This is a genomic window from Streptococcus sanguinis (assembly GCF_019928825.1).
Taxonomy (GTDB): Bacteria; Bacillota; Bacilli; order Lactobacillales; family Streptococcaceae; genus Streptococcus; species Streptococcus sanguinis_L.
In genome coordinates this window covers 97,999-112,113 of the sequence record NZ_JAHZOP010000005.1, presented here as the reverse complement: position 1 = coordinate 112,113, position 14,115 = coordinate 97,999, and the positions used below count along the sequence as shown (strand labels likewise).

Sequence of the window (14,115 nt, the reverse complement as noted above, 5' to 3'; positions counted from 1 at the left end):
CTCTTTTAAACTTCCTCAGTTTTTAATGTTCTAGTCTTGATAAAGATATTAGCTGCAACCAGCAGAGCCAGCAAGACAATCAAACCAAAGATGGCAAAGAAGCCAGCGGTCTTGCCGTCAAAGTAACCTGACAGCATGCCTTCTAGCACAGACAAGGCATTCAAGCTCTTGATAAAGGCCGGGAAGCCAGTCAAGCTAGCTGTCGTACCAATAGCATTAGATAGGTAGACAAAGCTGATAATCATGAAGAAAGCTAATCCCATACCCATCACGCGCAGATGCTTGAGGAACAAATACTGCCCCTGAATCAAGACAAAGCTAGCAACAACAATCAACAAGACCCAAGATGGAACATATTCCTTGCCGATGTGAAGCTGCATACTGGAGACAATCCCAATGACCAGACCAATCGTCAGTGACAGGAAGCCTAGAATGCCCACAGTCGTAATATCTGTATCTTGTAGTTTATTAAGCTTAAAGCGGTCTTTAACCTTGCGCACAATATTTTGCGTTGCAAAGAGATAGGCCGTAAAGAGACTAACAACCTCCAACAAGAGAATCCAAGTAAATGGACGGTAAACATTGACAGTCGCTTTGACAGATGAAGAAGACTGAGCAACCGGATTAGACAGGAAGTCCAATAACACTTCATTAGGAACGCCGTTCTCATAGGCATTATTAAGAACCTTGACAAAGGACTCCACAAAGTTGCCATTATCTTCCAATTCCTTATTGAATTGCCCCATCAAGCTTTCAGCATTCGCAGACAGTTTCTCTGTCGTTCCTTGCGCATTTTCCAGCTCACGATTGAAACTGCTGAAGATCTGGTTGACACTATCAGCTGCCTGCACATTGGTCTGTGAAGAGGACTTAACACCAGAAGTCGAAGACAGCAAGGATGAGAATTCTGAATTCAGAGATGACAAATCGGTGTCTGTCTTTTTCAATGCATCCGTAGAGGTTTCCCGAGAAGTTGAGATGCCTTTCAATTTCTCTCGTACATCTTTGTAAAGATTGAGCTGTTTATCAATCTCAGTTGCGAGTTCTGAATTGGTCCCTTTGACGTCTTCAATCTTGTTTTTCAAGTTACTAATCGTTTCATCCAAGGTTTCTTTAACCCCTTGACTCTTACCATCGTTACTTTTAGACAAGCTATTTTGATAACTATCTAGATTCGAATTAATAGCATTTATCAAAAGGGTAGATAAAGATTCGGACATATCTTTATTTTTTAACTCATCAAAAGAATTATAAGCTTGGATTAAAGACATAACGTGTTGGTAGGCAGAAGAAATCTCTTGTACTTTAGCTCCATACGCCGCTGCCGCTTTTTGTGCATCCTCTACATTCACTGGCGCACTTGCAACCTTAATACCATTCAGAGAAATATCAATTGAGCTTTCAACTGAAGTGGCTGCAGCATCATTAGCTACATTGAACTGCACATTAAAATTAGCGCCTTCAGCCAAATTAATTTCTTGCCCATTTGTTACTGTTTCGCCATTGTATGTAATAGTTTTAATTGTTACACCTGTTGGTGGAGTGACTGACAAAGTAGCCTTTCCAACCTGGCTATTAACTGGGCCGGTTGTAGAGCTAGCCGCTTTCTCTGCAGCTGCTGCCAGATTGTCTAACTCAGCACTTCCATTTCCTTGTGGTGTTCCAAATTGCGAAATGGTTGAATAGTCAAGAGCAGGAACAGACAATCCGAATTTCACCTCTGTTGGTTGAGAAGCTGGCAAAGCTTTTACTGCTTCAGCTATTTGTGCCTTCAAAGAAGCATCGTAGCTTGTTATAGCATCTCCTAACACTGCGCTAAGAGTAATAGGCTTGCCTTCTTCAACACCATAGTAGGTCCTTAATTTATTATCAACAAAGTCCTTAATCTGTTGTTTATGGACATCTAATTGCCCACGTTCTGCTTTTAAGGCAGCTTCCAACTGCTCTAGTTGCTTGCTGACATTATCAGATTGATTTTGATTTGGCTGATTATTATTATCGTCTGAATCATCACTAGATTGTTTTTTGGCAAGTTCAAGCTGTGCAGTCAATTTTTGTTGCGATTCGCTCAAACTATTATAAAGCGTCTCAGTTTCATTTGCCAAAAGCTGACGATCCATCTCAATCAGCTGGGTCATAAATTCTTCATAACTAGTTTGGTCACTAACTCGCTGTTTGAGAAGACTATCAAAATTCTTCCCATAAGTGGCCTGAGAGTTATCCAAGTCATCAAAAGCCTTAGCATAAGTTTCCAGAGTCGTCTTCAGAGAGTTATTGGCTTCGACAGATGAGGCAGACATACTAACCAACGTTGGGAAGATATTCTTAGAGCCAATGGCAGACTCCAACAAGTTGGTTCGATAATTGCCAATATTGGTAATTTGCACCTCTGAACTAGCCTGCACATTTTGCTGAGCTGTGTACAGATTGCTCAAGATGCTTGCCATATACATATCAACCAACTGACTATTCAGATCTGCGATAATATCCTTAGCCAGACTATTGGCCTCATTTTCAATCTGCTGATTTCCTGCAGCGTTAACTTTATAAGTGACGATTGTCCGATCTGCACTGATAGCATTGACATCTAGCACTTTTTCCGAAAAGTCACTTGGAATCGTCACGACCAGCTGGTATTTCCCACTTTCCAGGCCAGCATCTGCAGCTCCACGCGTCACGATGTACCAGTTTTGAGAGTCATCCCGTTCTAGATTTTTGACATAGCTAGCTCCAAGATTATACTCTTTTTTGTCAACCTTAACAGCCCGATCTTCATTGACGACCGCGACATTCAGCTTAGTCTTTTGATCTGTTTTGATTTTGCTGTCTCTAGCGCTGCTTGTATTCTTCTGCACTGCGACATTCAGCGTCACTACTGCAGCCAGCAAGGCAATCACTAAAACAACGTTTCCTATATACTTAAGTAATTTTTTATTTCCCATGGATGTAAATTTCTTTTTCTTTTTAAATTTTTTAGTTTACTGTTACATAAAAAAGCACACAGAAAGACACAAACAGCTCTAACAGTCTAATTCAGATGTTGATTCAGATTGTCAGAGCTTGCCTTTACATTGCAGTGATTTTCTTATCAAATATGAAAGAAACTGCCTTTTTCATTTTTAATCTTTACAAAAATAGGAAGGCTCTTGCCTTCCTAAAGCCGTTATAACAAAATTAGTGAATTTGTGCAGCGATATCTTGGTCAGTTTGCTCAACGATGTCAGCAACTTTAACCAACTGTGCATTGATATCTTGGAGCAATTGTGCAAATTCTTTGATTTTTGGAGACAATTCGTTGAATTGTGCTTCAAAGCTATCAAATGCAGAACCATCCCAGTTATCAGCAATAATTGCTTGTTCATTAGTCAATGTAGTCAAAACTTGAGTTACATTTTCAGAACCTTCAGTGTATCTGTTTGCAGATGTACGAAGTTCTTCTGGAGTTAATTTAATTTGTGCCATAGTTGTTTCTCCTTTAGCAAATTTATATAACGGGTACATTATATCAATAATCACTTTATGTTTCAAGTTTTTAAAGATATTTTTTAAGAAAATATATTGACACATTGTCAACTAAGTTCGTTCAAACGTCCGATACTATAGCGTTTCTGACTGTTAGATTCAAGCCTTTAAAAACCCAATTTCTCAAAAATAAGCTGATAGTTTTCTTGGATTTGGTCTAGGCTAACAGTAATCTCCTCACGATTATGATTGTTCTTTACAGTCACCTGACCGCTCTCCACTTCGCTTTCACCCAAGGTGATAAGAGTTTTGGCTTTAAAGATATCCGCGGATTTGAACTGAGCCTTGAGCTTGCGGTCTAGATAATCCCTTTCTGCCGCAAATCCTTGTGCGCGGAGAGCCTGCACTAACTCCAAAGCTCTGCCATTGGCACCAGTTCCTAAAACAGCTACATAAACATCCAGAGCAGTTTCAATCGGCAGCTCTACTCCCTGCTTGTCAAGTACGAGAAGTAGGCGTTCTAAGCCCATACCAAAGCCAACACCTGGCGTTTCAGGTCCGCCAAAGTAAGCAACCAGCCCATCATAACGGCCACCAGCACAAATGGTCAGCTGACTGCCAGCCACCTCTGTCGTAAACTCGAAAATTGTGTGATTATAGTAGTCCAAGCCACGGACCATGTTGGTATTGATGACATAAGGAATCTGTAAGGTCTCTAGCATAGAACGAACAGCCACAAAGTAGGTACTGCTCTCCTCATCCAGATAGTCCAGAATAGACGGAGCACCTTCTACAGCCACCTTGTCCTCGGGCTCTTTAGAATCCAACACGCGCAGCGGATTCTCCTCCAAGCGACGTTGGCTATCTGCTGAAAGGCTAGCCTTCAGTGGAGTCAGATAATCAATCAAGGCCTGACGGTAAGCAGCTCTGCTCTCAGGATTCCCCAGCGAGTTAAGCTCCAAGCTGACATTGGTAATACCAATATCCTTGAAAAATTGAGCCGCCATGGCAATCATTTCTACATCTGTAGCAGGATTGCTAGATCCAAAGCACTCTGCACCAATCTGGTGAAACTCCCGCAGACGGCCAGCCTGAGGTCGCTCATAGCGGAACATGGAGCCCATATAATAGACTTTGACAGGCTTTTGCACTTCAGGAGCAAAAAGCTTGTTCTCTACATAAGAACGCACCACGGGTGCTGTCCCCTCTGGACGCAGCGTGATATGGCGGTCGCCCTTATCATAGAAGTCATACATTTCCTTGGTCACAATGTCTGTCGTATCCCCGACCGAGCGGCTGATGACCTCATAGTGCTCAAAAATTGGCGTGCGGATTTCACCGTAATTGTATTTTCTAAATGTCTTGCGGGCAAAGTCTTCTACATACTGCCACTTGGCTGATTCCTGAGGAAGAATGTCCTGAGTTCCTTTAGGTTTTTGTAATTTCATCTTCTGACCTCCGCCTTCTTTAGTACTTATATTCTATCATAAGTCCGCCATTTTGAGGAGCCCGAAAGGGATTTTTCATTTGGAAGAACTAAATCCGTTTTCATGTTCCAAAATAGCTTGAAAAAAAGTCTGAATTGTGAGAAAATAAAAACAATTCAAGTCAGATAGAAGGGGATAGCCATGAGAGACGATATCAAAATCAATGATCGAGCAGCTGCAATTCAGGATAAATTGGTGGAGAAGCTCGAGCGTATTTACGATCCGGATGTAGAGCTGGATGTCTATAACTTAGGGTTGATTTATGAAATTAACTTAGACGAAAATGGCCACTGCAAGGTTGTCATGACCTTTACCGATACAGCCTGTGACTGTGCTGAGAGCCTGCCCATCGCCATTATGGACTCTCTTAAAAAAATAGATGAGATTGAAAGTGCCTCTGTCGAAGTTACTTGGTCTCCTGCTTGGAAAATCACCCGTATCAGCCGTTTCGGCCGCATTGCTCTGGGAATCAGTCCTAGATAAGAAGGAACTTAGTTTATCTACATTTAAAATAAAAACACCAAACCCGCTAGAAAAACTAGCGGGTTCTTTTGTCATATATAGGCTATTTCTTACCTGTTTCTTCTGGTTTCCAGAAGTCAGTAACAGCACCTTTAGCGGCAGACGATACCATGTGAGCATATTTACCAAGTACCCCGCGACTATAAAGTGGTGGAATAGTCGTTTCTGCCTTGCGTTTCGCCAACTCTTCGTCAGAGACCGCCATGGAAATTTCCTTGGTGTCTTGGTCAACCGTGACCATATCGCCTGTACGAAGATAGGCAATCGGCCCACCATCCTGAGCTTCTGGAGCAATGTGTCCGACAACCAAGCCGTAAGTACCGCCTGAGAAGCGACCATCAGTTAGAAGGGCCACCTTGTCCCCTTGGCCTTTCCCTACGATGATAGAAGAAAGTGAAAGCATTTCTGGCATACCAGGACCACCCTTTGGTCCAACGTAGCGAACTACAACCACATCGCCATCTACTACTTCATCGGCCAGTACCGCATCAATAGCAGCTTCTTCTGAGTCAAAGACCTTGGCCGGTCCGACGTGACGGCGTACTTTAACACCAGAAACCTTAGCAACAGCGCCATCTGGAGCTAGATTACCATGCAAGATAATGAGCGGACCGTCTGCACGTTTTGGATTTTCAAGCGGCATAATGACCTTTTGACCTGGTGTCAGATCAGCAAATTCTGCTAGATTCTCTGCCACCGTCTTACCTGTACAAGTGATGCGATCACCATGCAGGAAGCCGTTCGCCAAGAGATATTTCATCACAGCCGGTACTCCACCAACCTCGTAAAGGTCTTGGAAGACATACTGACCGGATGGTTTCAAATCAGCCAAATGTGGCACCTTCTCTTGAATGACATTAAAGTCATCTAGCGTCAGCTCAACATTGGCCGCATGAGCCATGGCTAGCAAGTGCAGAGTAGCATTTGTAGAACCACCCAGAGCCATAGTCACTGTGATTGCATCTTCAAAGGCTTCACGTGTCAAAATATCAGACGGCTTCAGCCCCATTTTCAGCATTTTTACAACGGCACGGCCAGCTGCTTCGATATCCTCTTGCTTGTCCTTGGACTCAGCAGGGTGAGAAGACGATCCTGGTAGACTCATGCCCAGAACTTCAATAGCCGTCGCCATAGTATTGGCCGTGTACATACCGCCACAGCCACCAGGGCCAGGACAGGCATTACACTCAATGCGGCGCACTTCCTCAGCTGTCAAATCGCCATGATTCCATTTTCCGATTCCTTCAAAGACAGAAACCAAGTCAATGTCCTTGCCGTCCAGATTCCCCGGTGCAATCGTTCCGCCGTAGGCAAAGACAGCAGGAATATCCATGTTAGCAATAGCAATCATGGAGCCAGGCATATTTTTATCACAGCCCCCGATAGCTACAAAAGCATCTACATTATGCCCGCCCATGGCAGCCTCGATGGAGTCTGCGATGATATCGCGTGAGGTCAGAGAGAAGCGCATCCCTGGCGTCCCCATGGCAATCCCATCCGCAACCGTAATAGTTCCGTACTGAACTGGCCAAGCACCCTCTGCTTTGATGCCTTCCTTGGCTAGCTTGCCTAAATCATGCAAATGGATGTTACAAGGTGTATTTTCCGCCCAAGTGGAAATCACCCCAACAATAGGCGTTTCAAAATCTTTATCAGTCATCCCCGTCGCTCGAAGCATGGCACGGTTAGGAGATTTAACCATACTGTCATAAATCTTACTTCTGTGACGAATGTCCTTATCTGTCATATCTTTCCCTTTCATTGCTGTAATCTTTGTGCTTTATTATACCACACTTAGACTGTATTTTACAGAGGAAAATTTTTAAATTTTCAGAAGATTGGGAAAATATAGAGGCGGATTTGAAACTTTTTCCTATCAAGCAAAAAGAAGACAACTAGAAGCTCAGGGGTTTTTCAAAAAGAAGAAAAAAATCTGTCAAGTAACTTTACTTTACAAAAAAGTTTTGTTATACTGTTAAAGTTGATGAAAATCATCAAATTCAATCGAATTCATAAACTAAAAGGAGAAACAAACAATGGCAGTACCTGCACGTCGCACTTCTAAAGCGAAGAAAAACAAACGCCGCACTCACTACAAAGTGACAGCTCCAACTGTAACTTTTGACGAAACTACTGGTGACTACTCACGCTCTCACCGTGTATCCCTTAAAGGATACTACAAGGGCCGTAAGATCGCCAAAGCTGCTGCAGCAGAATAATAGAAGGGAGCTACCATGCGCGTAAATATTACACTTGAACACAAAGAATCTGGTGAACGCTTGTACCTTACTTCTAAAAACAAACGCAACACACCAGACCGTCTTCAATTGAAGAAATACTCACCAAAACTTCGCAAGCACGTTGTGTTTACAGAAGTGAAGTAAGCATTCAATACGAATCAATACAGAAGAAAAACGCTGATTTCAAGCGTTTTTTCTTTTTGCCAAATGCGATATATTGCACTGTATTTCAATTCAAACTCTACCTTTTTCTCTACCTTTTTTAGATAAATATATCATCTGGATATTGAAGTTAAGCCCTGCTATAATTTCGATGGCAGGGCTTTTTAATATTTGGTACATTACCTTCTTATCTATATTTTGATGGAGCTGAAGTTGACATCTACAAAGTTTAATGTTAAAATACATTCAAAAATATATTTGAATGAGGTGTTTTATGGTTCAAAATATTGTTACTTCAATAATCCTGTATTCTGGGACAGCCGTAGACTTACTTATTATCCTAATGTTATTTTTTGCCAAAAGAAAAAGCAGAAAGGACATCATTAACATCTATTTAGGACAATTTCTAGGCTCTGTTAGTCTAATATTCCTAAGTTTGCTTTTTGCATTTGTCTTAAATTATATTCCTAGTAAAGAGATTTTAGGTTTACTCGGTTTGATTCCAATTTTCCTAGGCCTCAAAGTTTTGCTTTTAGGAGATTCTGATGGAGAAGCTATTGCAAAAGATGGTTTGCGAAAAGACAATAAAAACCTGATTTTTCTAGTCGCTATGATTACTTTTGCAAGTTGTGGCGCTGACAATATTGGTGTCTTTGTCCCATATTTTACCACCTTAAATTTAGCGAATATGATAGTGACTTTACTTACTTTTCTAGTCATGATTTATCTCTTGGTTTTTTCAGCCCAAAAATTAGCACAAGTCCCTTCTGTTGGAGAAACTTTGGAAAAATATAGCAGATGGTTTATTGCCGTTGTCTATTTAGGATTGGGGATGTATATCCTGATTGAAAACAACAGCTTTGACATGCTATGGGCTGTGTTAGGCTAGGAGAAAAAATTATGAAAAAAGATAGTATCTGTCAAGTGGATGTTATAAATCAACAAAATGTTACAACCGCAACGAACTACCTTGAAAAGGAAAAAGTCCAAAAATCACTTCGCATTTTATCAAAATTTACCGATAATAAACAGATAAATATCATCTTTTATCTCCTTGCTGTTGAAGAACTCTGTGTCTGTGATATAGCCTATTTACTAAATCTCAGTATGGCATCTGCCTCCCACCATCTTCGTAAACTAGCCAATCAAAACATCTTGGACACTAGAAGAGAGGGGAAAATTATATATTATTTTATAAAAGATGAGGAAATCAGAGATTTTTTTAATCAACTAGGATAACAACTATTTTTACTACTTTTCCATGATTATAGGGAGATTATATATGAAATTTTTTGATGAAAATTACTCACAAGAAATACCTGCTCGTATCAAATGTTTAAGAAAAAAGTATAATTTAAAGCAAAGCGACTTGGACTATAAAGAAATTATTTTCTAAGATATTACCAAGTTTGTTGATGATTTGTTTTACCACTGCTTCAGCTCTATTATATTTAGAGATTTAGAAACTGTAGATAGAAGTGAAATAATTGAGATAAAGAAAAGCCTTTGAAATCAGTATTTCAAAGGCTTTTTTTCTTTTATTCGTTCTTAAACAAAAAATCGATCTTCTGTTTTTATGAGATTCACAGTTTCTCTGATATCTAACTGATCCGTATAAAGGAAATGCTCCTGAGTAATATTTTTAGCTAGAAACTCTTTTCTAGATTTGATTGATAAGTCACCCGTTCTTTCTATTTCATTTCTGGATAGGTCCCTTTCTTTAAGCTTTTCTTCTTCTGCCAGCAATACACAGTATTTTAATCTTGTTTGTCTGGCCTTTAAAAAATCTGTAATTTTTTTGATTTGTTCCTCGAATATGACATAGTCTATGATGATAGTCATGCTTCTATTAAGTAAATTGCTGGTAAGACTAATGATATTGTCCCAGAATAAATCCATGTAGTAGCCATCGTCTTCCCAAGGTGCTACTAAGCCGCTTTTAACCATTAAATAAATCATGTCGCCTTCTATCACAGCACTCTTGTCAAAAGAATAGGCTAATTCTTTACTGACACTGCTTTTTCCAACACCTGGAGGACCCGAAATGATATAAACACAATTTTCCAACCTAATACCTCTATACTCTACATACTTGCTCATATTATAGCATTTTTTGGAAAAAGATAAAAACGATGATTCATATACAAATTGAATACTCTAAGCAGCAAACTGCCTAGAGTATTCTGGTTTATGTCACTAGCAGGTCTCGAAAAGAATTATGCCTCCTCTTTCTGTCTGAGTTCAAAGAGGTCTTCTACTTTCAGATTGAAGACTTGAGCAATTTTGAGAGCCATTTCCAGCGAAGGATTGTAACGGTTATTTTCCAAGTGCAGAATTGTCTCTCGCCTCATGCCAATGCGGTCGGCTAGCTCCTGCTGGGTCATACCCATAGACTCACGAACGGATTTGAGATTAGTGATAATCTTGCTTTCTTTGGCCATGGTTATCCTCTCCGTTCTAAGATAAGATAGACAACCGCAAAGATGCAAATCAAGGCAGCTATGCTAATAAAGATCTGTCCCATGTAAAGAGTGAGAGAACCCATGTACCCAATGATAACTGCTAGGATTATCAGTGTGCCTAGTATAAAAACAAACATCAAGCTAGCTGCCTTAGCTAAATTAGCATAGAAGCGTTCGTCTGGAGTTTCCTTGACATTTTTCAAAGAGAAAAAACCAAATACAATCACTTCAATAACGAGGCCAACTCCCAAAATCCATTCTTTAATGCCAGATCTTTCGCTTGGGGTCGCAACCCAAATTCCTACTGTATAAAAAATGGTTGCTGCAAACAAAAGCATCGTGTACAGCTTAGCAGACAAGTCAAAAATAGTCTTTCCCTTACCTTTCTGACTCTTATGAGGCCATGGTTTCATGTGCAGCCAGCCCCAAATAGCTACAATCTGACCTATCCCTGACAGACCAACAATAACTAACTTGGATCCCCAACTAAGATTAGAACCAAATAAAACAGTAAAATCAATAAAGAGAGCTGCGGCAATCATCGCAATGAGGCCACCCGTTTTTTGACTTTTTTTCATGATAGACTCCTTTCCTAGTGTTAGAAATATTTAACACCCTTTATGTTATAAATATATCACACAGCGATTTAGAAATCAAGTATTTATGTGCTAAGGTGTCGATTTTTTGAAAAAATTCTATAATAAAAGCCCTCGCCAGATAAATAACCAGCAAGGGCTTGTGTTTTTATTGACTATTCATAGAGTAGCAAAGTCCCTTATTCCATCTCTCTGAGATAGTTCAAAGCTTCGTTGAAGGTTTTGACAGGGACGATTTTCATTTTACTCTTGATTTTGATAGAAGCACGAAGTGCCTCATGGTAATTAGAGCGCAGCTTGGGATTGTACTGGGCAATATCGGCGTCAATGGTGTCATCAGGAACAAAGAAAATCTCCGCGCCTGCCTTATCGGCAGCCATGACTTTCATCTCTATCCCGCCAATCCGGCCAACATTTCCCTTGTGGTCAATCGTTCCAGTACCAGCAATCGTTTTTCCTTTGGTAATGTCTTCAGACACGAGCTGGTTGTAAAGCTCCAGACTGAACATGAGTCCACCAGAGGGACCTGCTACACCGTTGCTCTTAAACTCTGTCAGAGGATTCATGGCAACACTGGCTTTAGAACCCAATTCGATTCCCAAACCAGGCTTACCAGTTGTCTCATCCACAATCACAGGACCGCTAGCCAAACCGATTACACGATTACGGCTGTACTCAATTGATACCACATCGCCGACTGTCCGCTGTTCCATCTGATCAACGATGTCGTATGGGCTAGTGTAAGTCTGATTGTCAATCTTTAAAATCACATCGCCTCGCTGTAACTCCTTTGACAGAGGCGTCTCGCTGCTGATGCCACCTACGTAAATCTCTTTATGCCTAATCTCAACTGTACGACCAGCAGCCTGATAAGCCACCTGCAAGGCATTGAGATGGGAAGATCCCATAGTGCTGTTCTCTCGCTCTTCCCGTCCCTTTTCCTTATCGAAATAGTTTTCAGGAACAGAGACATACTCTGTTTCCAGCCTGTAATTAGGCAGCAGAGTCAAAAAGAGACTGAACACTCGGGCCTTGGAAACACCAACAGCCATGACATAGATTTTACCTTTTCCTTTATCAGTTCCTCCTTGAACTTGGACAAAGTCTTTGGCATTCAAAGCCGGCCTCACGGTCTCTAATTCATAAGGGAGAGGAATAAAGCCTATCCCAGTTAGCACCAAAGCTGTTATTAAGATTCTTGTTACTGATTTCATACCCTTCCTCTTGTTTCTATCAAGTATTGTCTGGTCTTGCTACTTCCTAAATTAATCACCAAAATCCACTACTTCTGTATCATTTTCCATCAGAGTATCGGCAAAAACTGTCCGAACAACCAGAACAAATACACAGTAAAAGCTACTGAAAACTAGGACAGGAATCATCTGAATCAGGCCAAGTAAATCATCCAGTTCCCCCAGCAAGGGACCAATATACTGCCTTATCAGATCCATCAGGAGATGAGTACCCAAGCCAATCATCCCACCAAAAGAAGCTAGAAAAAAGCTGAGCAGAACATAACGACCCCTGCCCTCCTTCATTAGCAGGACTGACTTTCTCAAACAGCCATAAAAAGAAAGCGGCTTGGCCAGATTGTCTCTTGAGCTAGTATCCTGAATGATATAAGACAGCAAAAAGAAGTGCGAATCAACCAGATAAGTGAAGAGCAGGTAAAAGACCATGAACAAGAAAGGAAAAAGAAACTGGAAAATTACAATGGCCTCTGGACTTACTGCTCTCCGATAAAAGGCAAAGAGACTAGCCACCCCAAGATTGATGCCAATTGCCGACCAACCCATGTACAGAATCAGGACTTGGACTGCACTGACAATGAAGGAATAAAAGAGGCGGGTAAGCAAGCCATCTGAGATACTGTACCAAACTGCATAGCCAAAATAGAGCTTAACCATCTGCGGATTTCGTATCACTGTCAAGGCAAATTTATTGACGTAAGCAAAACCGAAGGCAATTATAAATGCCAAACAAGTCAAGACTAAAATGGACCGGTAAGACCAACTCGAAACCAGCGGAAAAAGAAACCAGCCCAGCACTGCAAGCGGGATTCCGACCAGCAAAAGGCCTTTCAGCCAGACAAAATAATATTCTGTAACAAAAATCCAAGCTTCTCTGAAAACCCTTGTTACTTTTACATCATTCATCGTTCATTATCCTAAATCCTAAAACCCTTTCTAATTTTTTCATAAATATTAATCTCCAAAATTAACTATTTCCCGATCATAAGACATCAGGATGTCAGCCATAACCGAACGGGCTGCCAAGGCATAAATCAGCAAAAAGCCATTTATCATACTAACAATCATTCCCACAACATTAGACACGCCATCGCCAAAAAGTAAACTCAAAACTTCTATTAGACCCAATACTACAGGAATAAGCTTTAAGACAAGCTCTACCAGTAAGTAACGCCCCCTCTGACCATTCATACGAGAAAAGGACTTACCCAAGCTGCCAAAGGCTGACAGAGGACGCAAGAGGTTATCAGAGGAGTTGGTATCCTGAATAATATAGGGCAACAAGAAGAAGTGAGAGACGATAAAATAACTGTAAAATAAATGGAACAACAAGTTAAACATTGGTGCTATCAAAAACATCAGAAAGAGTATACTTGTCATTTTTTCTCGATTATTTACAGCCCAAATAGCCAAAGCATGCCAGATTTCCCGAACATTTGAACCAGGCACCCACATATGATACAAGTATACAAAAAGAAGTAACATAGCCAAGAAAAAGATGAAGACGTAAATAGACATAGAAAGCAAACGCCCAAAAAAGCCATCAGAAATACTGTAGCCAACAGCCCTCCAGAAGTTTCTTCGCACCATCTGCGGATTACGAACCATGGTCAAGGAAAACTTATGGATATAAGCAATCACAAATGCACACAGAAATCCAAACAGAATTATACTTGGAAGAAATGTAGAAGTCCATGGAGAAAAAAATAGAATTAACAGCCCCAGAATAAAAAATGGCAGTTGAATGATAGCAAGCCCTGCTGTCCATACAAAAAAGTAATCGACAGTCAGTCCCCAGGCTTCCTTTAACACATCGCTTACGTCAAACTTTTTTTTCATAAATCCCCTAATTAAGTCATTTTTCGCCAGAAAAGACGATGTAGATATCACAGAAGCAATTTTTTTATTTTTTAGTCCCGAGAGGATGATTAGGA

General features: G+C 40.7%; 16 protein-coding genes. 5 read left to right on the top strand and 11 right to left on the bottom strand.

Annotated features, from left to right (window positions below; genetic code table 11):
• Nucleotides 1-5: 5 nt before the first annotated feature.
• The 3 genes from esaA to hisS all read right to left on the bottom strand — a co-directional run bounded on the left by esaA (nt 6) and on the right by hisS (nt 4,910).
• Nucleotides 6-2,942 (bottom strand): type VII secretion protein EsaA, encoded by a 2,937-nt coding sequence (gene esaA, locus K1J09_RS10530; protein ID WP_223323894.1) that lies wholly within the window; start codon nt 2,940-2,942, stop codon nt 6-8.
• A gap of 232 nt (nt 2,943-3,174) precedes the next feature.
• Nucleotides 3,175-3,462, bottom strand: coding sequence for a WXG100 family type VII secretion target (locus K1J09_RS10525; RefSeq protein ID WP_023917057.1), 288 nt, complete (start codon nt 3,460-3,462; stop codon nt 3,175-3,177).
• Nucleotides 3,463-3,629: 167 nt separating this feature from the next.
• Nucleotides 3,630-4,910: a histidine--tRNA ligase gene (gene hisS / locus K1J09_RS10520; protein WP_223323895.1), complete on the bottom strand. Its 1,281-nt coding sequence runs from the start codon at nt 4,908-4,910 to the stop codon at nt 3,630-3,632.
• Between the two features lie 180 nt (nt 4,911-5,090).
• Here hisS and K1J09_RS10515 point away from each other — a divergent pair, with 180 nt between their 5' ends.
• Nucleotides 5,091-5,432 carry a metal-sulfur cluster assembly factor gene (locus K1J09_RS10515; protein WP_002899327.1) on the top strand — a complete coding sequence of 114 codons (342 nt, stop codon included), beginning with the start codon at nt 5,091-5,093 and terminating at the stop codon, nt 5,430-5,432.
• An 82-nt stretch (nt 5,433-5,514) separates the two neighbouring features.
• On the opposite strand, the gene ilvD is transcribed toward K1J09_RS10515, so the two are convergent.
• Entirely contained in the window at nt 5,515-7,218 is a 1,704-nt protein-coding gene (ilvD, locus tag K1J09_RS10510) for a dihydroxy-acid dehydratase (protein WP_023917059.1), read from the bottom strand.
• 289 nt (nt 7,219-7,507) lie between these two features.
• On the opposite strand from ilvD, the gene rpmF reads away from it, so the two are divergent.
• Together rpmF and rpmG are read left to right on the top strand one after the other, a co-directional pair.
• Entirely contained in the window at nt 7,508-7,690 is a 183-nt protein-coding gene (gene rpmF, locus K1J09_RS10505; RefSeq protein WP_002894148.1) for a 50S ribosomal protein L32, read from the top strand.
• Nucleotides 7,691-7,705: 15 nt separating this feature from the next.
• Nucleotides 7,706-7,855, top strand: a complete 150-nt coding sequence (gene rpmG / locus K1J09_RS10500) for a 50S ribosomal protein L33 (RefSeq protein WP_001265622.1) — start codon at nt 7,706-7,708, stop codon at nt 7,853-7,855.
• A gap of 90 nt (nt 7,856-7,945) precedes the next feature.
• On the opposite strand, the gene K1J09_RS10495 is transcribed toward rpmG, so the two are convergent.
• Nucleotides 7,946-8,119 carry a FanG protein gene (locus K1J09_RS10495; protein WP_223323896.1) on the bottom strand — a complete coding sequence of 58 codons (174 nt, stop codon included), beginning with the start codon at nt 8,117-8,119 and terminating at the stop codon, nt 7,946-7,948.
• Between the two features lie 28 nt (nt 8,120-8,147).
• Here K1J09_RS10495 and K1J09_RS10490 point away from each other — a divergent pair, with 28 nt between their 5' ends.
• Both K1J09_RS10490 and cadX read left to right on the top strand, forming a co-directional pair.
• Nucleotides 8,148-8,762 (top strand): CadD family cadmium resistance transporter, encoded by a 615-nt coding sequence (locus tag K1J09_RS10490; RefSeq protein WP_317627846.1) that lies wholly within the window; start codon nt 8,148-8,150, stop codon nt 8,760-8,762.
• 11 nt (nt 8,763-8,773) lie between these two features.
• Nucleotides 8,774-9,112: a Cd(II)/Zn(II)-sensing metalloregulatory transcriptional regulator CadX gene (gene cadX / locus K1J09_RS10485; protein ID WP_172020999.1), complete on the top strand. Its 339-nt coding sequence runs from the start codon at nt 8,774-8,776 to the stop codon at nt 9,110-9,112.
• A gap of 309 nt (nt 9,113-9,421) precedes the next feature.
• Here cadX and K1J09_RS10480 read toward each other — a convergent pair whose 3' ends face one another.
• The 6 genes from K1J09_RS10480 to K1J09_RS10455 all read right to left on the bottom strand — a co-directional run bounded on the left by K1J09_RS10480 (nt 9,422) and on the right by K1J09_RS10455 (nt 14,050).
• The gene (locus K1J09_RS10480; protein ID WP_002894152.1) at nt 9,422-9,973 is read right to left on the bottom strand and encodes an ATP-binding protein; all 552 of its coding nucleotides are present in this window, start codon (nt 9,971-9,973) and stop codon (nt 9,422-9,424) included.
• 116 nt (nt 9,974-10,089) lie between these two features.
• Complete coding sequence (locus K1J09_RS10475) at nt 10,090-10,314, bottom strand: helix-turn-helix transcriptional regulator (RefSeq protein WP_002894155.1); 225 nt, start codon at nt 10,312-10,314, stop codon at nt 10,090-10,092.
• A gap of 2 nt (nt 10,315-10,316) precedes the next feature.
• Nucleotides 10,317-10,913, bottom strand: a complete 597-nt coding sequence (locus K1J09_RS10470; RefSeq protein WP_223323898.1) for a DUF3796 domain-containing protein — start codon at nt 10,911-10,913, stop codon at nt 10,317-10,319.
• 197 nt (nt 10,914-11,110) lie between these two features.
• Nucleotides 11,111-12,145 carry a SepM family pheromone-processing serine protease gene (locus tag K1J09_RS10465; RefSeq protein ID WP_223323899.1) on the bottom strand — a complete coding sequence of 345 codons (1,035 nt, stop codon included), beginning with the start codon at nt 12,143-12,145 and terminating at the stop codon, nt 11,111-11,113.
• 51 nt (nt 12,146-12,196) lie between these two features.
• On the bottom strand, nt 12,197-13,087 hold the full coding sequence (locus tag K1J09_RS10460; protein ID WP_223323900.1) for a hypothetical protein: 891 nt from the start codon (nt 13,085-13,087) through the stop codon (nt 12,197-12,199).
• A 48-nt stretch (nt 13,088-13,135) separates the two neighbouring features.
• A complete protein-coding gene (locus tag K1J09_RS10455) occupies nt 13,136-14,050 on the bottom strand; it encodes a hypothetical protein (protein ID WP_125434490.1) in 915 nt (304 codons plus the stop codon).
• Between the last annotated feature and the right edge of the window lie 65 nt (nt 14,051-14,115).

Coding starts and splice junctions, on each gene's coding strand:
- ilvD (WP_023917059.1), bottom strand. CDS start 7,218: ATGACAGATAAGGACATTCGTCACAGAAGTAAGATTTATGACAGTATG.
- K1J09_RS10460 (WP_223323900.1), bottom strand. CDS start 13,087: ATGAATGATGTAAAAGTAACAAGGGTTTTCAGAGAAGCTTGGATTTTT.
- K1J09_RS10495 (WP_223323896.1), bottom strand. CDS start 8,119: ATGTATTTTAACATTAAACTTTGTAGATGTCAACTTCAGCTCCATCAA.
- cadX (WP_172020999.1), top strand. CDS start 8,774: ATGAAAAAAGATAGTATCTGTCAAGTGGATGTTATAAATCAACAAAAT.
- K1J09_RS10480 (WP_002894152.1), bottom strand. CDS start 9,973: ATGAGCAAGTATGTAGAGTATAGAGGTATTAGGTTGGAAAATTGTGTT.
- K1J09_RS10490 (WP_317627846.1), top strand. CDS start 8,148: ATGGTTCAAAATATTGTTACTTCAATAATCCTGTATTCTGGGACAGCC.
- K1J09_RS10515 (WP_002899327.1), top strand. CDS start 5,091: ATGAGAGACGATATCAAAATCAATGATCGAGCAGCTGCAATTCAGGAT.
- esaA (WP_223323894.1), bottom strand. CDS start 2,942: ATGGGAAATAAAAAATTACTTAAGTATATAGGAAACGTTGTTTTAGTG.
- K1J09_RS10525 (WP_023917057.1), bottom strand. CDS start 3,462: ATGGCACAAATTAAATTAACTCCAGAAGAACTTCGTACATCTGCAAAC.
- rpmF (WP_002894148.1), top strand. CDS start 7,508: ATGGCAGTACCTGCACGTCGCACTTCTAAAGCGAAGAAAAACAAACGC.
- K1J09_RS10470 (WP_223323898.1), bottom strand. CDS start 10,913: ATGAAAAAAAGTCAAAAAACGGGTGGCCTCATTGCGATGATTGCCGCA.
- rpmG (WP_001265622.1), top strand. CDS start 7,706: ATGCGCGTAAATATTACACTTGAACACAAAGAATCTGGTGAACGCTTG.
- K1J09_RS10465 (WP_223323899.1), bottom strand. CDS start 12,145: ATGAAATCAGTAACAAGAATCTTAATAACAGCTTTGGTGCTAACTGGG.
- hisS (WP_223323895.1), bottom strand. CDS start 4,910: ATGAAATTACAAAAACCTAAAGGAACTCAGGACATTCTTCCTCAGGAA.
- K1J09_RS10475 (WP_002894155.1), bottom strand. CDS start 10,314: ATGGCCAAAGAAAGCAAGATTATCACTAATCTCAAATCCGTTCGTGAG.